The organism is Enterobacter sp. Taxon_2, assembly GCF_058355295.1.
The window spans coordinates 2508424-2530999 of sequence record NZ_CM178024.1 but is presented as its reverse complement, the minus strand read 5'-3'; the positions used below and the strand labels follow the sequence as shown (position 1 = coordinate 2530999).

Sequence of the window (22576 nt, the reverse complement as noted above, 5' to 3'; positions counted from 1 at the left end):
GTCAGCTCCTCAGTGTTTCTCAATCCACGCGCCGTAGAACGACGGGCGGCCGACCGCTTCAAAATTGACGCCTTTCAGCCACGGCGCACCGGCAAAGACCTGCGGCTCTTCGAAAATTGGAATGACGTAGGCGTTGTCCAGCAGGTAGCGCTGGGCATCGCCGGTCAGCTGCAGGCGTTTTTGCGGATCGACTTCAGCAGAAATGTTCACCAGCAGTTCATTCAGCTTGTCGTCACGGAAGCTTTTGACCTTGTCGCTGGAGCCGCCTTTTTGCAGCAGCGCGTCGCGATTTGCGGGGTAGAACATGCTTTTCACCACGTCCGGATCGGCTCGGCCTACTTCGGAGACGGTTAACGGGGTTTTCAGCGGATCAAGGTTATCCAGCGTGCGGCTGCCTGCGTCACCGGCTTTAACGCTCAGCGCCACGCCCACCTGTCGCCACTGCTGGGCAACCAGCTGCAGCACCTCTTTATTTTGCGGCTGCGGCAGGGATTCATACACCGTCAGCGCCAGCCGCTGGCCGTCTTTGGCGCGGATCCCGTCGCCGCCCGCTTTCCAGCCCGCTTCGTCCAGCAGCTGGTTGGCTTTTGCCGGGTCAAAGGTCAATTTGTCGCTGAGGTCGACAAAGCCTGCGGCGGAATCGGCAATCACCGACTTCGCCTGCGGATAGTTGGCCGAGAAGAGGGTCTCGACCACCTGTTTTGCATTGGTGGCATGCAGCAGCGCCTGGCGTACGCGAATATCGGAGACCAGCGGGTTATCCGGGCGGAAGCTGATGCTGTCATTCACCCCGCGCGTCGGGGCGGCGTAGATTTTATAGCCCTGGTCTGTCGCCTGCTTTTCGTCATACGCCTGCACCTGACGAATAAAATCTGCCTGACCGGCCAGCAGGGCGCCGACGCGCACGCTGTCCTCCTGGGTCACGATAAACTTGATGCCGTCAAGATTGGCTGGACCCTGCTGCGCCAGGTTTTTCGGTCCCCACTGGTAGTCCTTACGCGCTTCCAGCGTCACTTCGCGACCCAGCTTCTCGTCCTTCACCACAAACGGGCCGGAGCCAATGATATGCCGGGCATCACCCAGCTCTTCAAAGTTGCGCTTCAGCGTGCTGAGTGAGACCAGGCCCGACCCGATTGTGGCGGTGCCCTGCAGGAACCCGGGCGACGGTTTTTTGAAGTAGAACTTCACGGTCAGCGGGTCGACCACTTCGCTGCGATCGTAGTTATTGATCACTTCTGACACCGGCAGGCGCTGCGCCTTGTTACCTAAGCCGTAGGTATCAAAGTTTTTCGCTACGGCGTTGGCGTCCAGCGGCGTGCCGTCGGAGAAGGTGATGCCGGGGCGAATTTTAAAGGTGTATTCGGTTTTATCGGCGTTGGTGGTCCAGCTTTCGGCTACCCACGGTTCCACCTGCAGCGTCTTTGGGTTCTGCCACGTCAGTTTGTCGGTGATCTGGTTCAGAATGCCGCCGTTCGGGTAAAAGCCACCGGCAGGCGGATAGAGGTTGGTGTGCGCCTGTTGCTCCAGATAAATCAGCGTGCCGCCTTTGACGGGCGCATCCGCGGACCAGGCTGCGGTTGTCGTCAGAATGAGCGCCGTCAGCAGCGGCAGACGAAATGGGGTTTGCATGGTGAATTCCTTTGTTATCTTCTTGTTAGCGTCGGATTCATCATCGGGCGCGGGGGAAAACAAGGGAACAAAGGAATTAAGATAAGGATTGCCGGAAAATGGCTATAAAAAAACCGCCCCTGTCAGGAGCGGTAATTGAACGGTGGGTGATTATGAACGCAGGTCAATCACCATACGGCCGCGGATCTGGCCCTGTTCCATCTCTTTAAAGATGGCGTTGATATCCTCGATCGGGCGCATCGTGACTTTCGGCACGACCTTGCCTTCAGCGGCGAACTGGAAGGCTTCCTGCAGATCCTGACGGGTACCGACCAGCGAACCCACCACCTGAATGCCGTCCAGCACCAGGCGAGGAATGTCGAGGCTCATCGCTTCCGGCGGCAGGCCAACGGCGACCACGCGGCCACCGGCACGCACGGCATCAACGGCTGAGTTGAAGGCGGCTTTTGCGACGGCAGTGACGACTGCGGCATGCGCGCCGCCGGTTTTCTCCTGCACAATTTTAGCGGCATCTTCGCTGCGGGAGTTGATGGTGAGATCCGCACCCATGCTGGCCGCCAGCTTCAGCTGTTCGTCGTTAACGTCAAGGGCGATGACTTTGGCGTTAAAGACGTTTTTGGCGTACTGCAGCGCGAGGTTGCCCAGCCCGCCCAGACCGTAAATCGCAATCCACTGGCCCGGTTTAATACCCGACACCTTCACTGCTTTATAGGTGGTGACGCCAGCGCAGGTGATGCTGCTGGCCGCCGCCGAATCCAGACCGTCCGGCACTTTTACCGCGTAATCCGCGGTAACGATGCACTCTTCCGCCATCCCGCCGTCGACGGAATAACCGGCGTTTTTCACGTCACGGCACAGGGTTTCGTTGCCGGTATTACAGTATTCGCAGTGGCCGCAGCCTTCAAAGAACCAGGCCACGCTTGCGCGGTCGCCGACTTTCAGCGACTTCACGCCAGGGCCGACTTCTTTTACGATACCAATCCCTTCATGGCCCAGGATAACCCCGGTTTTATCGCCGAAATCACCGTTCTTCACGTGGAGGTCGGTATGGCATACGCCACAGCACTCCATCTTCAGCAGGGCTTCCCCATGCTTTAGCGGGCGTAAGGTTTTTTCGGTAACGTTGACCTGGTGATCCTGAGTGACAACAGCAGCCTTCATGTGTATCTCCTTGTTCATGATAAGAATCTGCATAGCAGGTGTAGTACCTCTTAAGGATTAATACATTAGCCTGGTAATGCAAGGCTGCGGCAACATAATGTCATCATTTGATTCGATTTCAGATTAAGAATACGGCGTTCCTCTAATAATTAAGGGGGAAAATTCTGGCCCGGCGAGATGCTCGCCGGGCGCAGACTTACAGCTGTGCTTCTATCTCCTCTATCTCTTTACGCCATTGCGCCTGTAGCTGCGGCTTTTGATGCTTCGGCTTACGCGCCAGATCGTCTTCCAGCAGCGTTTCCAGCGCGACCAGCCGTTCGAGCAGATCGTCATACGGTGAGGATTGAACCGTCTCCGCATCCATGACTGGCGCGGCGGTGGTCACCAGCCCCGCGCTTTCACGCAGACGCTCAAACACCGCTTCTGCATCGTGCCACTCGCTCAGCTTTCCCTCTTCAATCAGCCAGAAACGGTTGCAGCTTTGGCTAATTAACTGACGATCGTGGCTGACCAGCAGCACGCCGCCTTCGAACTGCTGAAGGGTTTGCGCCAGCGCCTCTTTGCCTTCCATGTCCAGGTGGTTGGTCGGCTCATCCAGCATCAGCAGGCTATAGCGGGCGAGCGTCAGGCCTACGAACAGCAGGCGCGAGCGTTCACCACCGCTGAGCGTGCTGACCGTTTGCCCGTGACGCGCCCACGGGAAACCCGCGCTTATCAGTGCCATTTTGCGGTTCTGCGGATCCGGCGCGAAAGGCTCCAGCGCGTCGAGCAGCGTGGCGTTGTCCGGCAGCTGATTCAGCGTCTGGTCGTAATAGCCTGGCGACAAGCGCGGGTGGATTTTCAACCCACTGTCTGGGGACTCATCGGCAAACTGTTGCCAGATAAGCCTCATCAGCGACGATTTGCCGCAGCCGTTACGCCCGACAATCGCCACGCGATCGCCGCTTTTTAGCCGCGCCATGTCGATGTTAAACAGCGGCGGTAGCCCGGGCGCAGGCGGGACGCTAAGGTTTTCCATCTCCAGCAGACGGTCAGCCCGCAGCGCGTCGCCGCGCAGGGTTAACGTCCACTGGCTGCCTGCCGTGAGCGCCGTCTGGCTCTCCTTCAGCCGTTCGACCTGTTTTTCCATCTGTTTGGCTTTGCGGGCCAGGTCTTCGTTGTCGTAAACCTTGCCCCAGGTCGCCAGCCGCTTCGCGCTGGCGGTCACGCGGTCGATCTCCTTTTGCTCGGCCTTGTGGCGCTGGGCATCGCTTTCATCCTTTGCTTCAAGCGCCTTGCGGGCGGCCGTGCAGGGAAGGGCGAAGTAGTGAAGCGTTTTATCGCGCAGGATCCAGCTGCCGTTGGTGACGGCATCCAGCAGCTGTCTGTCATGCGAGACCAGTACAAAGCTGCCCGACCAGTTCTGTAGGAAGTGTTCCAGCCAGAGCATGGTCGGGAGGTCCAGGTGGTTGCTGGGTTCATCCAGCAGGAGCAGGTCCGGCTCGTGAATCAGCGCCCGCGCCAGCAGCAGGCGGGTGTGTTGCCCGCCGCTCAGCGTGGCGGATTGCAGCATCATATCCTGCGGCGTGAAGCCCATGCTCGCCAGCAGCGTTTCTGCTTTCCAGCGCAGGCTTTCCCGTTCAGTTGAGGGCAACTGGGCCAGGACGGCATCCAGCATCGTTAGCGGAAAAATAGCGTCCGGAAGATGTTGCTCCACGCGCGCCATCAGGCAGTGCCCGGCCAGTGCTACCGTTCCGGCGGCAGGGGAGTCCGTGCCGTCCAGCACCTTCAGCAGCGTACTTTTGCCGCAGCCGTTGTCGCCCAGCAGGCCAATGCGGTCGCCTTTTTTCAGCGTAAAGGAGAGTGAGTCGAAGAGCGTGCCAAACGCCGTATCAACGCGTAAAGATTGTGTAGTGAGTAAAGTGCTCATTGTTGCTTACCCAAGAGTTACAGGCATGTTTATGCCTCGTCAAACATCGCTGACGATAACTCAGTAAGCCCGAGAGAAGGGATTTCAGGGGTTGGTGTCTTCGCTCAAGCAGAAGTTATCGCAGCACGATACCGATAACGCTTGAGCTGGTGCGATCACCAAATGTATGTGAAACATTGAAAATTTCACGATACAGCATAATTGGCCTCCCTATATATTCAGTGGGTTAATGGATGAAAGGAGTGTAGCGGGGGAAAAGGGGTTTGGCTAGTGGGTGGGACGAATGTAATTCCCTCTCCTTTGGGAGAGGGTTAGGGTGAGGGGAACATACGGCTCTGGTGGTCATTCCGTTCACTTTATGTTCCTTGCTACTCTTTAACGATGTGACCGGTGAACGTGCCAGGGTGGCTCAGTCTGCACTGAACCCCTAAACCTGGACACTGCGATTTCATTGTTGCTCTGCCAGCGTCCGGTATTGTACCGGACTCATCCCGCCCGTTTTTAAACTGATTCGTTCGGTGTTGTAATAGCGAATATATCTGCCAATATCGCTTTCCAGTTCTTTCACTGAACTGTACTTTTTCCTGTAATACATCTCTACTTTCAGATGACTGAAGAAGTTTTCCATCACTGCATTATCCAGACAGTTACCCTTACGCGACATACTTTGTGTGATGCCCGCTTCAGCCAGCATTCTGCGCCATACAGGTGTTCGGTAAGCCCAGCCCTGATCGCTGTGTAGCATCGCGCCTTCTTTGTTTCTGCATGCTTTAAGCGCTTTTTTTAGCATCCTGCAGACCAGAGGTTGTGACTGACTGGTTGATGTTTGCCAGGCCACTATTTCATTATTGAACAGGTCCTGAAGGGCTGACAGGAACAGTTTTTGACCACCGGCACGGAACTCCGTCACGTCTGTGCACCACTTTATTCCACTGCATGCAGCAGTGAAGTTACGGGCAAGCAGATTATCTGAAGCCAGTCCGCCTCCAGCCATACAGGAACGGTATTTCCTTCGGCGTAACTGACATGTCAGGCCATACTTTTTCATCAATATGCGAACCGTTTTATGGTTCAGGATGAAGGCTTCATTACGCAGCGCCACCGTCATTCTTCGGTAGCCGTAGCGTTGTGCATTTCTCTGACTGATGGTGGACATAGCACTGACAGCAGATGCATACCGCTCCGACTGAGTGACAGGTCTGGAGAGCTGGTAATAATACGTGCTACGCGCCAGCCCTGCGGCACATAACAGGTAAACAAGTCGGTGGTCTGCAAGCAAACTCTGTATCACTCGCGTTTTTTCTGCTGTTCCCTGAGAGCGTTTTCCTCCCTCAGGGCTTTGAGCTTTTTTAAATATGCATTTTCCGCCCGCAGATATTCCAGCTCTCTCAGAAGTTCTGAGGGAGTCATCTCACTGAGCGGTCTGGAGTCAGGTATAAACTTTTTCTGTGACATAGCGGGCCCGGGTTTGGCTGTATTAAGCGCCTGTGCGCCTCCTTTCCGGTAACGTCTTGTCCAGTCGAGAATGAGCGATTCATTTGGAATGGCAAAGCGCGCTGAAGCTTCCGCATAGCTGCAACCGTGTTCAGTAACATAACGGATTACGCGGAGCCTGAAAGCTGAAGTATAGGCCCGTGCAGGACGGTCCTCCAGCCCGGCCTTTCCCTGACGCCTGTAAGCCCGTATCCAGCGGGTAAGAGGCGTCCGGCCAACACTGAACAGATGTGCTGTTTCTTTAATGCTCGACTCACCAGTCATGTAATGCTGTACAGCCGCAAGACGAATGTGAAAAGGATATCTCATCTGAACCTCCAGATTTTATGATCTGGTGTCCAGGATATGGGGTTCAGTGCAGTCGCCACCACCCTGGCGACCCGGGCTCCCGGCGGTAAATCGCCGCTTCGCGATGCCCTCAGCTTATTCCTTCAGGCTATCGGGTCGGGCATGAGCCTGCATCCCTGCAGGCCACGCCCTCTCGGCGCATCCCTGCGCCTCGCCCCGGCCTTACGGAAACGCTTCGGCGATTTACAGCCGGACCAGGGCGTCGCTGTAAGTCATTCATTTTCCTGAAGCAACATTCATCGCTTCCGGTAAAAAAATTACTGGGATTCCTGAGCCCACAGGGAGAGCCCCCGTAGGCCCGGTAAGCGAAGCGCCACCGGGCGATTGGGCCGCACTGCGTCTCCCGCAGGGAGTGGGAACGGTCAAAGCGAATTAAATCGAGGTACGGCGATAGCTACGGTATTCAGGCTTCCAGAAGTTGTCGTCGATGGCCTGCTGCAGCGCGTCGGCAGAGGTTTTCACCGCCACGCCCTGCTGCTGAGCCATTTTACCTACCGCAAACGCGATGGCGCGCGACACCTTGTGAATGTCTTTCAGTTCCGGCAGCACCAGCCCTTCTCCGTCATTGACCAGCGGAGAGTAACCCGCAAGGGTTTCGCTCGCCGACATCAGCATTTCGTCGGTAATGCGGGACGCGCCGGAGGCGATCACCCCCAGACCAATGCCCGGGAAGATGTACGAGTTGTTGCACTGGGCAATCGGATAGGTTTTATCCTTCCACACCACCGGATCGAACGGACTGCCGGTCGCAACCAGCGCGTTACCTTCGGTCCAGGCGATGATGTCCTGCGGCGTCGCTTCCACGCGGGAAGTCGGGTTAGACAGCGGCATCACGATAGGGCGCTCGCAGTGCTTGTGCATCTCGCGAATAATCTCTTCGGTAAAGAGACCGGTTTGCCCGGAAACGCCGATCAGAATATCCGGCTTCACGTTGCGCACTACGTCCAGCAGGGAAAGGACTTCGTTGTCGGTATCCCAGTTTTTCAGGTTTTCGCGCTTCTGCACCAGCTTGGTCTGGAACGGCAGCAGGTTTGGCATACCGTCGGTCAGGAGGCCGAAACGGTCAACCATAAAGACGCGGGAACGTGCCAGCTCTTCGCTTAACCCTTCGCGCTGCGTCTGGGCGATAATCTGCTCGGCAATACCGCAGCCCGCAGAGCCTGCGCCCAGGAAGACGATTTTCTGGTAGCTCAGCTGGCTGCCAGCTGCACGACTGGCGGCGATAAGCGTACCCACGGTCACGGATGCGGTACCCTGGATGTCGTCGTTAAAGGAGCAGATCTCATCTCGATAGCGGTTCAGCAGCGGCATCGCGTTTTTCTGCGCGAAGTCTTCAAACTGCAGCAGAACGTCCGGCCAGCGGTGCTTCACGGCCTGAATGAAATCGTCGACAAACTGATAGTACTCATCGTCGGTAATGCGCGGGTGGCGCCAGCCCATATAGAGCGGATCGTTGAGCAACTGCTGGTTGTTGGTGCCAACGTCCAGCACCACCGGCAGGGTATACGCCGGGCTGATGCCGCCGCAGGCAGTGTAGAGTGAGAGCTTACCGATGGGGATCCCCATCCCGCCAATGCCCTGGTCGCCAAGGCCGAGAATACGTTCGCCGTCGGTTACCACAATCACTTTGATATTGTGGTTCGGCACGTTCTGCAGAATATCGTCCATGTTGTGACGGTTCTGATAAGAGATGAATACCCCGCGGGAGCGACGGTAGATCTCGGAGAAACGCTCGCACGCCGCACCCACCGTTGGGGTGTAGATCACCGGCATCATCTCTTCGAGATGGTTCTGCACCAGGCGATAGAAGAGGGTTTCGTTGGTGTCCTGAATGTTACGCAGGTAGATGTGTTTGTCGATTTCGGTTTTGAAACCCTGGTACTGGATCCACGCGCGCTCTGCCTGTTCTTCAATGGTTTCAACCACTTCGGGCAGTAAGCCCAGCAGGTTAAAGCTGCTGCGCTCTTCCATGCTGAAGGCGCTGCCTTTGTTGAGCAGGGGGAACTCAAGTAAAACCGGTCCGGCGTATGGGATGTATAAGGAACGATGTTTTTTCAGTTTGTTGTCCATGTCACTCACTCTTTTTATGAAGATCCGTCCCTGACACTGCTGTTTGTCATCTTTCTGGCCTGTGCGATGGGATGCGGTCAGGCGGTATTATAAAGGAGCTAAATATTAATTACTGCAACACATAAACAAAAACACCATCGGGATTACCGATGGTGTTCTGGATCTCAGTCTGGAACTTACTTGCCCGCGTGGCGTTTTCTGCCGGTGGCGTGAGTGACCTGCGTTTCGTGGTCGCCTTCAATCACCACTTTGCGCTGATTAGAAAGCTTGTAGTTCAGTCCCAGAATATGGCGTGCCTGACGGTTCGATTTCATATTAACTCCTCAATCCTGTTGATAGTTTTAAGGACCAGTTTGCTTACGCAAACGAAATGTAACCCCTTAGGTTGCTGATCCAGCTTAGCAGGTTTTTACAAAGGTGCGTTTTGCCCGCTGACAACGTAGTTAATAGTTTGCTGGTAGATGTCACTGAGGATGTCATTATCTGTGGATTCCACCCACCTGGTCAGTTCCATCAAAATGTCATCTTCAGTCACAGCACCGTGCTCGGCGTGAAGACCCTGCGCAATCGCGTTAACGAGTTCAGGTTGTGCTGCTGCGGTATTAGCCGGGTAATAAGTAAACATGCTGCCTCCGTGTCGTTGTCTGTTTAATGGTACGGCTCGCAAAAAATTTAATTCACAAACAGAATGGCAAATATTTTCCCGGTTGTGGCTCAGATTCATCTTAGAAATAAAAATGACATAAGTGTATGCTTTTGTGTGCTTTTGAAATGTGGGGGTAAATTGAAGTGGCGTTGAGAAGATATTATAATGGTGCTCCTGCTATCACAAAAATATAGCAGGAGCAGAGTTTACATTACCACTTCATTTCGCCGGTATTCACCTTGGCGCTTAATTCCAGCGAGCTCTCTTCAGCCAGGTTCGGATACTGTTTTTTCAGGGTGCTGATGACGCCCGCAGAATCTTTATGAACGGATAAGGCCTTTTCAAAGCGCTGCAGATAGTCACGGGTAAAATCAATCGCACCCGCTCCGGCTGGCGGGGTACCCAGATAGTGACCCGGGATCACGCGCTCGGGTTTGTGCGCCGCCATATTTACCAGCGTTTCCTGCCACTGCTTACGGCTTGCCGCCGTCTGGGTGTCAGCCGTCCAGACGTGGATCCCCCAGGCTACCCCGGTGCCGCCGAGGATGGTTTTCGCTGACGGGATCCAGACATAGGCCGCGTAGCTGTCAGGCTGTTCGATATCGATCTTTTCCCCGTCCACCATAAACGTGGTGGAGGCGAGCACCTGCGGGACGACCAGCTCGGTTGGCGCGCCGTCTTTCATCTGCGGACCCCAGAAGGCGAGCTTGGCGTCTTTGGTGGCCTTGATGTGGTCAACCACGTGCTGCGTGGCCACCACTTTGGCGTTCGGGAAGGCTTTGACCAGCGGCTGCAGGCCAAAATAGAAATCCGGATCGCCGGAGGTGATCACAATCTTGTTCAGGGTCTTACCGCTTTGACGAATTTTCTCTACCAGCGCTTCGCCATCCTTCACGCTGAACTGCGCGTCAAACAGCACCGCTTCTTTCGGGCCGGAAACCAGCGTGGAGGAGACCGCGAAAATGCCTTTCTCCTGCGGGTTATAGGTATCAATGCTCAACGGCGCGGCAAAAACAGCCGGCGTGATAAGGGTGGAAAGCAGGGCAAGGTGAGTGAATTTCATGCTGTTGTCTCTGTTGTTCAGGAATGTCTCTATTGTACGGATATTCGCATTTGCCAGAATTCCTGAAACAGGACATGCTTAGTTTCATAAATCGAGCAAATGGAGCTTATATGGATCGCGTTATCGCCGCTCAGGTCTACAACCGGATATGCGAGCTGGGAAGCTTGAGCGCGGCGGCCCGCGCGCTGGGCATTTCCCGACCAATGGTGAGCCGCTACCTTGAACAAATGGAGAAGTGGGCGGGAACGCGGCTGGTAAACCGCTCCACGCGCAAGCTGACGCTGACCGCGGCAGGGGAAAAGGTGCTGCAAAAAACGCGGACGCTCTCGCAGATTTCGCAGGAAATTGAAGGCCAGTCGGAGAAAGATCTCCCGTCCGGCACGCTGCGGGTGGCCTGCGCGCACTTTACCGCCATGCACCTGATTGCGCCGGTGCTGCCCGGTCTGCTCTCGCGCTATCCGCAGCTGCGCATTGAGCTGGACGTGAATAACCACCCGGTCAGCCTGGTGGGAGAGCGCATTGACGTCGCCGTGCGCATTACGGATAACCCTGAACCCGGCATGATTGCCCGCCGGCTGGGGGAATGTCGCTCGGTGCTTTGCGCCTCGCCGGACTATCTGGCGCAGCACGGTACCCCCGTCAGCCCCGAAGAATTAGCGCAGCACAACTGCCTGCACTACAGCTTTTTCGCCGGGCAGTCCTGGCACTTCCTGACGCCGGAAGGGGAAAGCCTGAGCGTGGCCGTCAGCGGCAACCTGAGCGCCAGCATCTCTTCGCTGCTGATGGACGCGGCGGTTAAGCACTGCGGTATCGCCATGCTGCCGGAGCGCGAAGCGTCTGCCGCGCTGGAGCAGGGATTACTGGTGCCGGTACTGGCGGCCCTGGAGCCGAAACCGCTTGCCATCCATGGCATTTATCAGTCCCGTGAATACCAGCCTGCCGCGCTGCGTGTGTTCCTTGACGAACTTGCTCGTTACCTGGCTTAAGAGCGGGATGTGCAGGCGATTACTTTGCCTTTAGCCAGGGAGACGACGTGCTCCAGAATATAATATCGGCACCGAGATAACTTTCGCCGAAGCGGACAAATTCCGCTTTGGTAAAGGGCTTACCGGTCTGAGGATTCTTATAGGTCAGGGTCGGTTCCTGAACCGCCATGGCGATGAGCGGCAGCGTTTGTTTATTTTTATGGAAGAAGGGATAGGCATTCTTCATGTGTGCCTTGCGGTTGGGAACAATGTCCGGCCCCCCCAGGCCGACATTGTTAGCGCTGGCATACGCAAACAGACGCCCCATGTAGTTGTGGTCATTATCCCATTCGCACGGCCAGAAGTTAACATATTGCACCACGTGTGATTTCTGAAAAGCCTTTCGCGCAAAGGCCAGGTTTTCCATTTCTCCCGCAAAATAGCTGTCGCAGGTAAACCCGGCGGGCGGATTTTTTTCGTCGATATCAATCGCGGTTTCGGGCAGGTTTACCCCATATACCTCGCCATCAAAGCGCTTCGCGAGGGCGGCCAGCAGCGCCTGGTAGCGTTGGCGCACGGCAGGATCCCACTGACGCGCCACCCATCCAGAACCGACTGGCTTGCCTTCACCGGGGTTATCGAACTGCGGCGCAATCCCGCCGCTATATCGCTTATCGTGCATCAGATAGTCCGGCACGTAGCGGGCGTCCGGCTCAAAGAAACGATCCTGGATTTGAATAAAAAGCTTTTTTCGGGCGGCCTTAACGCGCGCCAGATCCTGTTCAATCCGCGAGAAGTCATAGTTGTCCTTCTCGGGCTCCAGCAAGCGCCAGTTGTAAACGATCTGCACGCCGCCGATATCGCTTCGCGCAACAAGCGGAAACGCCGCGTCGAGATCGCCCGAGCTGGTGTAGATAAAGTTCTCCGGCGTTTTCGCCAGTGAAGACAGCGACAGAGCCAGTGTGGTTACGGCAACGGCCATCCTGAATTTTAGCGCCATAGCATTATCCTTTTTGTCGGTACAGCAGGTGAAAGTCCTGGAATTGTCTGTGTTCCAGGGTGTGCCAGATGCGTAGTCTATACTTAACCCTTTGTAAGCCAAAAGGAGAGCAAGAATGACTATTCATAAGCACGGTTCGGCACACTGGTCTGGCGACATTAAGCGCGGTAAAGGGACGGTTTCCACCGAGAGCGGCGTTCTCAATCAGCAGCCTTATGGCTTTAACACCCGCTTTGAGGGTGAAAAGGGGACCAACCCGGAAGAGCTGATCGGCGCGGCACATGCGGCCTGTTTTTCGATGGCGCTGTCGCTGATGCTCGGCGAAGCGGGCTATACCGCTGACTCTATTGATACCACCGCGGACGTCTCTCTGGAAAAAACCGACGGCGGCTTTGCTATCACGAAGGTTGCCCTGAAAAGCAAGGTGACCGTTCCCGGCATCGCCCCGCAGCAGTTCGACGGTATTATTCAGAAAGCCAAAGCGGGCTGTCCGGTATCGCAGCTCCTGAAGGCTGAGATTACGCTGGACTATAAACTTAACTAATCCACAGCCGGGTTTACGCCCGGCTATCCCTCCGAACGGTAAAATATTATAATTAACTACGGCTAAACATAGTGCCATTAATTTCATTTGATATTATTAATTAATGAAATAATTTCTCGTTAGTCGTTTCATAAAATGACTCCCGCCAGTTTTTTTTAGTAAATGAACTTATCAATATATGATGTATCACGTTATTAGTCTGGCTTATTTATATCGTCACCCACCAATTATAATAGGGTGCAACCCTGAGCAGTGCGATTAGCTATTTATTGGCGGTTGCATTTTTGTTGTTATGACTATACTGGTACCGCAGTGATTAATACATCAATTCAAACGGTGAATGTCATGAAATATACAGTTCTTGCTTTTGGTTGTATTGCGGTACTTTCCAGTTTAAGTTCACTTTCCATGGCTGCAGAAACAAAAAAAACTGACGGAGCATCCGCGCCGAGACACGGCACGCTGGAAACCCCTCCTTCGCGGCAATACTATTGCTATATTCAAAAAGACTACGGTAGCGGCAGTGGCGGCATTAAAAATGCGGCCTGTAAGGCTGCGTATGAGGCTGCAGGCAATGAGAACTGGGAAAGAGAGAGACTGTTTGTAAACTGGAACGCGTATTCTCAAAATGCCCCTAAAGACCAATGGCAAACAAAAGTACCTGATGAGCAATTATGTTCAGCAGGTATTGAAAATTATAAAAGCATTAATTTGCCCAGCGCGGACTGGCACACTACTGAAGTGGAAGTAAAAGAGGGGCGCGTTGCGTTGGATTATAAAGCCAGTCAGATGCACGACCCCAGTGAGTTTACGGTATATTTAAGCAAGCCCGATTTTAATCCTGCTACCAGTAAGCTGAAATGGTCAGATTTACAGGAATCCCCCGATGTGAAATTTGTAGGTATTCCGGATGGGACGAAAGCCGTGCCCGGGCATTATAAACTGGATGTCAAATTACCGGAGGGTTATACCACAGGTAATAAGGCCATTATTTATATTGCATGGGCACGTCATGAGGATCCCGCCCGCGAGACTTTCTTCAGCTGCAGTGATGTTATTCTTAAAAAATAAAGCCGGGCGAAATTGCCGCATCATGCGGCAATTAACCCACACTGCGCCAGCAGCGGACGTCACGGCCCTCGTGAGAGGGCTGTAACGGCTGGGGACGCTCACACCCCTGCGTTGCCATCGGACAACGGTCGCGGAAGAAACAGCCTTCGGGCAGGCGGCGATTGCCGGGAAGCTCCGTTTTGCGTAAGGCCAGCATCTCATCCAGCGGTTCACCGGTGCGGGGAACAGAGTCGAGCAGCAGACGGGTGTAAGGATGGCGCGGCTCGCCAAGCACCTGCGCAGCGCTACCCAGCTCCACAATCTGCCCAAGGTACATCACCGCCACGCGGTCGCTCATGTGCCTGACCACCGAGACGTTATGTGAGATCAACACGTAGGTCAGATTACGCTGCTGTTGCAGGGTCACCAGCAGGTTGAGGATCTGCGCCTGCACGGAGATATCCAGCGCGCTGGTGGGTTCATCGAGCACGATGATATCCGGATCGGACGAGAGCGCCCGGGCGATGGCAATGCGCTGGCGCTGCCCGCCGGAGAAGGCGTGCGGAAGCCGGTCGAGATATTCCGGGCGAATGCCCACCTGCAGCGCCAGGTTTTCAGCCAGCTGACGGCGCTCGCGCTCGCTGCTGCGCTTTTGCACCCACACCGGCTCGGTGATAATGCGCCAGACCGGCAGGCGCGGGTCGAGCGAAGAGAGCGGATCCTGAAACACCATCTGCATGCCGCCCGCGTGGTGCGCCCGCTGGCAGGCGCCGGTGCTGGGCTTAAGCATGCCCATCAGCAGCTGGGCCAGCGTGCTTTTCCCGCAGCCGGATTCCCCGACAATGCCAAGCGTCTCTCCCCGACGGATCTCCAGGTCGAGCCCGTTGAGCGCATGGACCTGTTCCGTCACTCGACCCAGCCAGTTTTTGCGCGCCGCAAAGTTCACGTACACGCTATCCAGTTCCAGCAGGACATCAGACATGGTGTTTCTCCCGTTGTGGATACCAGCAGGCAGCCTGTTGGCCCTCAGCGCCAGTGGGCTGTAAGCGCGGCGTTTCGCTGCATTTCGCCCCAGCGGCAAAGCAGCGCTCGCGGAACGCGCATCCCTGCGGAAGCTGGCTGAGGTTGGGGACCGTGCCGGGGATGGCGGGAAGCGGGGCGCGCGGCTGGCCGTTTTCCGGCGCGCACTGCAGCAGGCCAATGGAATAGGGATGAACAGGCTGGTGGATCAGCGTTTGCGTGGCACCGCTCTCGATCACGCTGCCTGCATACATCACGTACATTCTGTCGCAGAGCTGGGACACCACGGCCATATCGTGGCTGATAAACAGCACCGAGGTGCCGCTGGCCCGCGCCTTGTGCTTCAGCAGGCGCAACACCTGTAGCTGGACGGTGACGTCCAGCGCGGTGGTCGGTTCGTCGGCGATAATCAGCTCCGGCTCGCAGGAGAAGGCAAGGGCGATCATCACCCGCTGGCGCATCCCGCCGGACAGTTCAAACGGATAGCGCGCCATGACCTGTTTCGCGTCCGGGATTTGCATCTCTTCCAGCAGGGTAATCGCCTTCTGCTGTGCCTCATGCCGGGAAAGCGGCTGATGCTGGCGGATCACCTCCACCATCTGTTTGCCAATTCGCCGCGTCGGGTTGAGGGCAGTCATCGGCTCCTGAAAAATCATCGAGACCTTTGCGCCGCGCCACTGGCGAAGCTGCTTCTCGGACGCCGTCAGGACGTTTTCGCCGAGTAACTTCACCTGACCATGATGAATGCGGTAGCTGCCCTCCGGCAGCAGGCGCATGGTGAGCATGGCGGTCACCGACTTCCCCGAACCGGATTCGCCCACCACGCCGACAATTTCACCCCTGCCGATCTCCAGCGAGACGTGGTTCAGCGCGTGGACCTCGCCGCGAAAAATCGGGAAGCTCAGGTGCAGGTCTTCAATCTTGAGTACCGGGTCGGTCATCACTGTTTCCCTCCCGATTTCGGATCCAGCAGATCGCGGATACCGTCGCCAAACAGGTTAAAGCCCACGGCGGTAATCAAAATCGCCGCACCGGGAAACGCGCAGTACCACCACTGGTCCAGGACGTAGTTACGGCCAACGGCCACCATCGCCCCCCATTCGGCGGTGGGCTGCTGCGCCCCCAGGCCAATAAACCCCAGCGTGGCGGCCATCAGGATGGCGCTGCCGATATCCAGCGACGCCTGCACAATCAGCGGCGGCAGGGCGTTGCGCAGGATATGCCAGCGGATCAAATGCCAGCGGGACGCGCCAAAGGTGCGGGCGGCCTGCACGTAGGTAAACTGGCGCACCACCAGGGTTTGCCCGCGCGCCAGCCGGACGTAAAACGGAATGCGGACAATCGCAATCGCCAGCATGGCGTTAAACAGGCTCGGCCCGAGCGCGGCGGCCAGCGCCATGGTCAGCACCAGGGAGGGAATCGAGAGCATAATGTCCATCACCCGCATGATGATGGCGTCGCCGCGCCCGCCGAGCACGCCGGACAGACAGCCCAGCAGCGAGCCAATGCCGCCCGCAATCACCACCACCGCCAGCCCGGCGGTAATCGACTGCTGGCTGCCCGCCAGCACGCGGCTGAACAGGTCGCGGCCCACCTCGTCGGTACCAAACCAGTGCTGCGCAGAAGGGGCCTGCAGGCGGGCGGTCAGATCCAGCGCGTTCGGGTCATGCGGGACTATCCAGGGTGAGGTCACCATCAGGAAGAGCATCGCCATCATAATGACGCCGCCAACGATCGTGAGCGGACTTTGACGCAGCATCCAGAACAGCTTTGCCCAGTTGATGCGTTGTCTGGCGGTTTTAACCGGGACGGGCGTTTCCTGCGTTAACATCATTCGGCACCTCCGCGCCCGATTCGCGGGTCAATCCACAGGTAAAGCAGATCGACCACCAGATTAACCAGCACGTAGGCTAGCGAAACAACGACGGCAAAGCCCATCACGGCAGGGAAATCGAGCGCCTGAATGGAGGTCACCACCCAGGCGCCCATGCCCGGCCAGGCAAAGACGGTTTCGGTCAGCACGGCGCCGTACAGCAGATCGCCCAGCGCCAGCCCGAGCACGGTAATGGACGGGATCATCGCATTGGGCAGGGCATAGCGCAGGACGATATACCAGCCGGGCAGGCCGCTGGCGCGGGCCGTGCGAATGTAGTCCTCGCTAAGCTGCTCCAGCATCGCGGAACGGACCTGACGCGCCACGATGCCCAGGTGAACAAACGCCAGCGTCAGCGAGGGCAAAATCAGGTGCTGCAGCGCATTGAAAAAGACCTCTCCGTTACCTTCCAGCAGTGCGTCCAGCAGATAAAAGCCGGTGACATGGGCAGGCGGGTCGAGCCAGTCGTCCAGCCTGCCGCCGCCCGGCAGGATCTGCAGGTGCCCGTAGAACAGGACAATGACGCCCAGACCGAGCCAGAAGGCCGGCGTGGAGATCCCGGTCATCGCCATTAAACGCACCAGGTGATCCAGCCAGCGGTTGCGGTAAACCGCCGACAAAATCCCCAGCGGCACGCCGATGACCAGCGCCAGTACCAGAGAACAAAAGGCCAGCTCCAGCGTGGCGGGGAAAAAGGCCTTCAGGTCTTCAGCGACCGGACGCCCGGTACGGATGGAGGTGCCTAAATCACCGTGGGCCAGGGCGTCCACGTAGCGGCCAAACTGTATATACAGCGGCTGATCCAGCCCTAACTGCTGGCGGATGTTCTGCACGATTTCGTCGCTGGCGCGATCGCCGGCCAGCAGACGGGCCGGATCGCCGGGGATCAGGTGTGAAATAATAAAAGTGATAATACAGACACCGGCCACCACCAGGAGTAACCCCCAGCAGCGCTGGCGCACGATGCTCCAGAACGTCATACACTTTCCCCCGGCGAGAACCGTTATTTACTCATGGTGGCGATGTTGAACACCTGCTCGAGCATTGGATTAAAGGTGAAGCCTTTGACCTCTTTGTTCATCGCCAGCTGGTAGTTCTTCTGGAACAGATAAACGTAGGCCGCCTCGTCGATGACCACCTTTTGCGCCTGCTGATAATCTTTGGTGCGTTCCGCCTGGTCGGTGGTTTTCAGCGCCGCCTGCAGCAGGGAATCGACCTCTTTGTTCTCATAGAACGACCGGTTGCCCGGCAGCCCTTTTTTGTCCGATTCGAACCAGTAGTTCATGAACATGTACGGGTCGGCAAAGTCCGGGCTCCAGTTGCCGATGGCAATGTCATAATCGCCTTTTCCGACGCGGTCGCGCATGGTGGCGTTGGCCAGTTTTTCCAGCTTGACGTTAATGCCGATCTTGCCAAGGCTGGCCTGCGTCGAGAGGGCGATAGGCTCCCAGTTCGGATCGTTGTCCGAGTAGAGGAAGGTCAGGCTGGCGGGCTTGTCTTTAACCTTCTCCAGCGCCGCTTTGGCTTTGGCCTCGTCAAAGCTGTACTGCATGGCCGTGGCGTCAAAGCCCCACATGCCTTCCGGGATCGGGCCGCGCATCTGCTTGCCGTTGCCGCTCAGAATGCCTTTCACCATCCCCTGATAGTCCGTCGCCCAGGAGACCGCGCGGCGTAAATCAACCTGATTGAGCGGCGCTTTGCTGTTGTTGAGATAGAGGTAAGTCACGCGCAGGGACGGGTATTCGGCGACGGCCACTTTCCCTTCCTGCTTCAGGGCCGCAAGCTGATCGACCGGAAGTGAGTCGGCAATGTCCAGGTCACCGCGGGAAAGCTGCAGACGACGCGATGCGCTCTCACCGATAATTTTTACTGAGACGCGCTTGAAGTGTGGCTTCTCACCCTGCCAGTGGGGGTTTGGCACCAGCACCAGCTGCTGGCCTTTCTGCCAGCTCTTCAGCATAAACGGTCCGGAGCCGGCGGTGTTTTGCGCCAGAAAACCGCGCGCATCGTCCGCGGCATTGGCCTTCAGCACCGTCGGGTTAATGATGGAGGCGCCGTCGTTTGCCAGGGTGTAGAGGAAAGGCGCGAACGGCTGGCTGAGGGTGAACTTCACCGTATGCTCATCAACGGCATCAATTTTGAGATCTTTCGGGAAGGCTTCGGACGGCCCCTGGCTGAGCTTCAGCAGGCGCTCAAAGGAGAGTTTGACCGCCTCGGCGGTGACCGGTGTGCCGTCGGAGAATTTGGCGTTATCCGCCAGGGTAAAGGTCCACTCTTTCTGGTCGTCGGACGCCTTCCAGCCCGTCGACAGATCGCCTTCCACCTCGGTAGAGCCTGGCTTGTACTTGACCAGACGCTGGTAGGACGGATAGGTGACGGTCCAGTCGTTGTTATCAATGGTGATGGCCGGATCGAGCGTTTGCGGGTCGGCGGCTTTACCGATCGCCAGCATGTCTTTCGGGACGGCAGCCAGCGCCAGCGGGGCACTCAGGGCCAGCGTGGCGGCGATCAGAGTCGAGATAAGCGATGTTTTCATGGCAGTGCTCCAGGTTTAAAGAGGGGTGTGCGTCAGTGGAAAACAGGCAAAACGGTCGTCAAGCAGCGGGTAGCTGGCGGCATTCGGCAGTTCAAAGTGCCACCATTCGCTGCTGATACCCACAAAACCGCCGCCAAACATGATGGCGTTCAACAGCAGACGGTTGCGCTGGGCGTGCGGCGGCACGGAGGGGTGATACGGATGCGATCGGTCATGCATTTCATCAAAACCGGCCCCCATATCCAGCACGGCGTTATGTTCATCCATCAGGGTCACGTCGATGGCCGTGCCGCGGCTGTGATTGGAGCCAATCGCCACGTCGACCACGTATTCCGGGTTCGGACAGGCATCCCATAGCTGGGCCTGCGCCTGCTGCGGCCGATAGGCGTCGTAGACCACCAGCTTCAGACCGGCCAGAGAGGCAATGCTGATGGCTTTTGCCAGGGCGGTGGCCGCGTCGGTATGCAGCAGGCACTGCGCCTCCTGATAGATCGGGCGGCCGGTGATGTTGTCGGCGGTGGCGTACTTCAGATCGATATGCAGCGTGGGAAACGTCTTCGCCACATCAATCAGTTCACTCTCTTCGGGCATAGCTCCGCTCCTTTAGCGTTCGAATTGACCAAACTCTTGTTGTAATTGTCGGTTTACCGCCAGACGCGCCGGGAGCGCCTCACCCAGCGCTTCCACCACGCCCGACAGCAGCAGGTTGAACAGACAGCTCACGGGAGCAAGTGAATCCCAGAAATGACCGGTATCGGTTTTCACCTGCAGTAAATCAATCGGGTAATCCCGCGCCCACGGGCACCAGATGTCGGTGATTAAGGCTAGCGGAATGCCTTTCTCGCTCGCGACGCGGCAGTACTGGCGGGCCATCGTGGAGTAGGTGCGCGTGTCGGTCAGCACGACATAAGGGTGCGCAAACCCGGAGTTCAGGGATTCCACCCAACTGCCGGAAGCGCCCTCCGAATAGCTCACGCGCGGGCGGAGGTATTCAAGGTGGCTGAAGAAGGCATTGGCAATCCCGCGCGTGGACTGGATCCCCAGCACAAACACCGCGTCCGCGTGGGCGAGGTTGTGCACCACCTGACGAAAGGCATCCGTTTGTGCCAGCTGGTACACCTGCGTGATGGCATCCACCTCCAGCGACAGAGCATGCTGAAGGCGGTTGGGCAGGGGGCGCTGCTGCTGCCAGGAGTCGAGGCGCTCGTTCATGCCCCAGGGCTGGTACGGATCGCGCAGGCTCTTTTTGGCATCCTCCAGGTTGCGGTACCCCAGCTTGCGCAGGAAGCGACCGACGGTAATTCCGCTGGTCCCGCTTGCCAGCCCGACGCTCTCCGCCGTTTCAAACGGGATTTGCGCGGCGTGCGCCAGCAGCCAGCTCCCGACCCGCTTTTCGCTGGGTGTCAGCTGGCTGAAGGTCGCTTCGATACGGCTCAACATCTCAGGTTTCGTCGTCATACCGCCTCGCTGTTAACAGGCTGTCAATGGCCGAAATTGTGTTACCTGGTTAACAATGCATGACGCGTGCCATGTTCACAGGCGGGTGAAAACCCGCTGCGCAGTAAACTTCATGCAATATTTGGTTAACCAATGATCAACATTTGTGCAGCGTAGTTCACTTTTGGTGCACTGTCTGACCGTGCAGGTATGAATTTGGTGAATACGTCAGCCTGTTCACATTTTTGATAAGATAGAAGCACTGAGAACATAAAAGGATCCCTCATGGCGAATTTGCCCTGGCGAGTCAGCGTGCGCCTGATCGCGCTTGCAAAGAAAACAGGAATGGTCGTGGGGATCGTTCTGGTCGTTCTGCTGGCGGTGCGGGTGTATCTCTCGCAGCAGGGGCCGGAACTGCATCTCTGGCATACCTGGCGGGCCGATGAGATGTCCGTGCGCGAGCTGGATAACGCCGACTTTGCCGGGTACCTCGCGCGGGAAAAGGCGATTTTCACCGATCTGGATAACGCGGTGACGGCGAAAACAGCGGGCGAGGAACAAACCCCGTTAAACCGCTATTACCGTCATAGCCTGGTGTGGCCCGGTCAGTTTGCCCCCGATGCCAACCGCTCCTTTGTGCTGATGCCAGCCGGCAAGCCCCTCGGCGCGGTGGTGCTGCTGCACGGGTTGACGGATTCGCCATACAGCGTCAGGCGCCTTGCCGTGAACTATCAGCAGCATGGCTTTGTGGCCGTAGTCCCGCGTCTTCCCGGACACGGCACCGCGCCCGGCGCGCTGACGGACGTTGACTGGGAAATGTGGCTGGCGGCCACGCGCCTTGCCGTACGGGAAGCCACGCGCCTGGCGGGTGAGGCTGTACCTCTGCATCTGGTGGGCTACTCTAACGGCGGGGCGCTGGCGATGAAATATGCCCTCGATGCGCTGGACGCGCCTGCGCTGCGCAAACCGCAGCAGGTGATCCTGCTCTCGCCTATGATCGGCGTGACGGCCTTTGCGCGCTTTGCCGGTTTCGCCGGGCTACCGGCGCTGCTGCCGGCATTTGCCAAAGCGGCCTGGCTGAATATCTCCCCGGAATATAATCCGTATAAATACAACTCTTTCCCGGTGAACGCCGCCCGCCAGTCGTGGCTGCTGACGAAGGCTCTGCAGGAGCAAATTGGCCGCGCGGCGCGGGAGCAACGGCTGGCGCAGTTCCCGCCGGTTCTGGCGTTCCAGTCGGTGATGGATTCTACGGTCAGCACTCGCGCGGTGGTCAGCGGCCTGTTTGACCAGCTTCCGGCAAACGGCAGCGAGCTGGTGATGTTCGATATCAACCAGGCGGCGAGCTTCCGTCCGCTCTTTAAACCGTCATCATGGACGGCCACCACGGCGCTGCTGCCGGTTGCGCAGAGACGTTACGGTGTCACGGTTATCACCAATGCGGACGAGCACAGTTTCTCGGCGGTAGCGAAAACAACTCCGGCAGGCAGCACCCGCGAGACGGTCGTGCCGCTTGCGCAGGCCTGGCCGCAGGATGTCTATTCCCTGTCGCACGTTGCCGTGCCTTTCCCGCCGGATGACGATCTCTATGGTCGCGAGCCTGGGGTGAAAAACCGCTATGGCATCAGCCTGGGGACGATTGCGCTCTGGGGCGAAACATCCGTATTGAGCGTTGGAAAAGAGGCGTTGATGCGGGTCACCTCGAACCCGTTCTACGACTACATGCAGGAAAGAATTAACAGCCGGATCGGGGACGCGAAAAAGTAACGTTCTCTTGTGGCGTGAATATGTTAGGTCGCATTGATTAAGTATGTTAAATAATAGCTTCAAG

General features: G+C 57.1%; 21 protein-coding genes. 5 read left to right on the top strand and 16 right to left on the bottom strand.

The annotated features are described in order from the left end of the window. Positions 1-9: 9 nt before the first annotated feature. The 4 genes from AC4IC4_RS11990 to AC4IC4_RS11975 all read right to left on the bottom strand — a co-directional run bounded on the left by AC4IC4_RS11990 (position 10) and on the right by AC4IC4_RS11975 (position 6502). Positions 10-1629 carry a TIGR04028 family ABC transporter substrate-binding protein gene (locus AC4IC4_RS11990; protein WP_491471186.1) on the bottom strand — a complete coding sequence of 540 codons (1620 nt, stop codon included), beginning with the start codon at positions 1627-1629 and terminating at the stop codon, positions 10-12. 150 nt (positions 1630-1779) lie between these two features. Beyond that, positions 1780-2790 carry an alcohol dehydrogenase AdhP gene (adhP, locus tag AC4IC4_RS11985; RefSeq protein WP_032647362.1) on the bottom strand — a complete coding sequence of 337 codons (1011 nt, stop codon included), beginning with the start codon at positions 2788-2790 and terminating at the stop codon, positions 1780-1782. Between the two features lie 196 nt (positions 2791-2986). Continuing rightward, complete coding sequence (locus AC4IC4_RS11980) at positions 2987-4699, bottom strand: ABC-F family ATP-binding cassette domain-containing protein (protein WP_491471185.1); 1713 nt, start codon at positions 4697-4699, stop codon at positions 2987-2989. 448 nt (positions 4700-5147) lie between these two features. Next, a protein-coding gene (locus tag AC4IC4_RS11975) for an IS3 family transposase (RefSeq protein WP_491471184.1) occupies positions 5148-6502 on the bottom strand; the annotation gives its coding sequence in 2 pieces (ribosomal slippage) (positions 5148-6052 and positions 6052-6502; 1356 coding nt in all). Between the two features lie 36 nt (positions 6503-6538). Here AC4IC4_RS11975 and AC4IC4_RS11970 point away from each other — a divergent pair. Then, on the top strand, positions 6539-6769 hold the full coding sequence (locus AC4IC4_RS11970; protein WP_491471183.1) for a hypothetical protein: 231 nt from the start codon (positions 6539-6541) through the stop codon (positions 6767-6769). Between the two features lie 144 nt (positions 6770-6913). Here the strand turns inward: AC4IC4_RS11970 and AC4IC4_RS11965 are convergent, their stop codons facing one another. The 4 genes from AC4IC4_RS11965 to AC4IC4_RS11950 form a co-directional block, all read right to left on the bottom strand. Continuing rightward, on the bottom strand, positions 6914-8611 hold the full coding sequence (locus AC4IC4_RS11965) for an NAD-dependent malic enzyme (RefSeq protein WP_024909550.1): 1698 nt from the start codon (positions 8609-8611) through the stop codon (positions 6914-6916). Between the two features lie 176 nt (positions 8612-8787). Then, positions 8788-8925: a stationary-phase-induced ribosome-associated protein gene (sra, locus tag AC4IC4_RS11960; protein ID WP_008501714.1), complete on the bottom strand. Its 138-nt coding sequence runs from the start codon at positions 8923-8925 to the stop codon at positions 8788-8790. A 95-nt stretch (positions 8926-9020) separates the two neighbouring features. Next, positions 9021-9236, bottom strand: coding sequence for a biofilm-dependent modulation protein (gene bdm, locus AC4IC4_RS11955; RefSeq protein ID WP_008501713.1), 216 nt, complete (start codon positions 9234-9236; stop codon positions 9021-9023). A 232-nt stretch (positions 9237-9468) separates the two neighbouring features. Further along, positions 9469-10320, bottom strand: a complete 852-nt coding sequence (locus AC4IC4_RS11950) for a Vmh family MBL fold metallo-hydrolase (RefSeq protein WP_407858587.1) — start codon at positions 10318-10320, stop codon at positions 9469-9471. 110 nt (positions 10321-10430) lie between these two features. Between AC4IC4_RS11950 and AC4IC4_RS11945 the strand changes: the two genes are divergently transcribed. Further along, entirely contained in the window at positions 10431-11306 is an 876-nt protein-coding gene (locus tag AC4IC4_RS11945) for a LysR family transcriptional regulator (RefSeq protein WP_491471182.1), read from the top strand. Positions 11307-11325: 19 nt separating this feature from the next. Here AC4IC4_RS11945 and AC4IC4_RS11940 read toward each other — a convergent pair whose 3' ends face one another. Next, positions 11326-12285, bottom strand: a complete 960-nt coding sequence (locus AC4IC4_RS11940; protein WP_491471181.1) for a hypothetical protein — start codon at positions 12283-12285, stop codon at positions 11326-11328. Positions 12286-12400: 115 nt separating this feature from the next. On the opposite strand from AC4IC4_RS11940, the gene AC4IC4_RS11935 reads away from it, so the two are divergent. Both AC4IC4_RS11935 and AC4IC4_RS11930 read left to right on the top strand, forming a co-directional pair. Continuing rightward, complete coding sequence (locus tag AC4IC4_RS11935) at positions 12401-12829, top strand: OsmC family protein (protein ID WP_445096943.1); 429 nt, start codon at positions 12401-12403, stop codon at positions 12827-12829. Positions 12830-13174: 345 nt separating this feature from the next. Then, positions 13175-13900, top strand: a complete 726-nt coding sequence (locus tag AC4IC4_RS11930; protein ID WP_491471180.1) for a lytic polysaccharide monooxygenase — start codon at positions 13175-13177, stop codon at positions 13898-13900. Positions 13901-13931: 31 nt separating this feature from the next. On the opposite strand, the gene AC4IC4_RS11925 is transcribed toward AC4IC4_RS11930, so the two are convergent. The 7 genes from AC4IC4_RS11925 to AC4IC4_RS11895 are packed head-to-tail and all read right to left on the bottom strand — an operon-like array spanning position 13932 to position 20766. Continuing rightward, positions 13932-14861, bottom strand: coding sequence for an oligopeptide/dipeptide ABC transporter ATP-binding protein (locus AC4IC4_RS11925; RefSeq protein WP_491471179.1), 930 nt, complete (start codon positions 14859-14861; stop codon positions 13932-13934). Further along, on the bottom strand, positions 14854-15840 hold the full coding sequence (locus AC4IC4_RS11920) for an ABC transporter ATP-binding protein (protein ID WP_491471178.1): 987 nt from the start codon (positions 15838-15840) through the stop codon (positions 14854-14856). Before AC4IC4_RS11920 ends, AC4IC4_RS11925 begins: the two co-directional genes overlap by 8 nt. Next, positions 15840-16733 (bottom strand): D,D-dipeptide ABC transporter permease, encoded by an 894-nt coding sequence (gene ddpC, locus AC4IC4_RS11915; RefSeq protein WP_491471177.1) that lies wholly within the window; start codon positions 16731-16733, stop codon positions 15840-15842. Before ddpC ends, AC4IC4_RS11920 begins: the two co-directional genes overlap by 1 nt. Further along, the gene (locus AC4IC4_RS11910; protein ID WP_024909542.1) at positions 16730-17752 is read right to left on the bottom strand and encodes an ABC transporter permease; all 1023 of its coding nucleotides are present in this window, start codon (positions 17750-17752) and stop codon (positions 16730-16732) included. Before AC4IC4_RS11910 ends, ddpC begins: the two co-directional genes overlap by 4 nt. Positions 17753-17775: 23 nt before the next feature. Beyond that, a complete protein-coding gene (locus AC4IC4_RS11905) occupies positions 17776-19308 on the bottom strand; it encodes an ABC transporter substrate-binding protein (protein WP_248164716.1) in 1533 nt (510 codons plus the stop codon). A gap of 15 nt (positions 19309-19323) precedes the next feature. Further along, a complete protein-coding gene (gene ddpX, locus AC4IC4_RS11900) occupies positions 19324-19899 on the bottom strand; it encodes a D-alanyl-D-alanine dipeptidase (RefSeq protein ID WP_491471176.1) in 576 nt (191 codons plus the stop codon). 12 nt (positions 19900-19911) lie between these two features. Next, complete coding sequence (locus AC4IC4_RS11895; RefSeq protein WP_032647349.1) at positions 19912-20766, bottom strand: MurR/RpiR family transcriptional regulator; 855 nt, start codon at positions 20764-20766, stop codon at positions 19912-19914. A gap of 264 nt (positions 20767-21030) precedes the next feature. Between AC4IC4_RS11895 and AC4IC4_RS11890 the strand changes: the two genes are divergently transcribed. Beyond that, positions 21031-22512: an alpha/beta hydrolase gene (locus tag AC4IC4_RS11890; RefSeq protein ID WP_491471175.1), complete on the top strand. Its 1482-nt coding sequence runs from the start codon at positions 21031-21033 to the stop codon at positions 22510-22512. Positions 22513-22576: the final 64 nt, after the last annotated feature.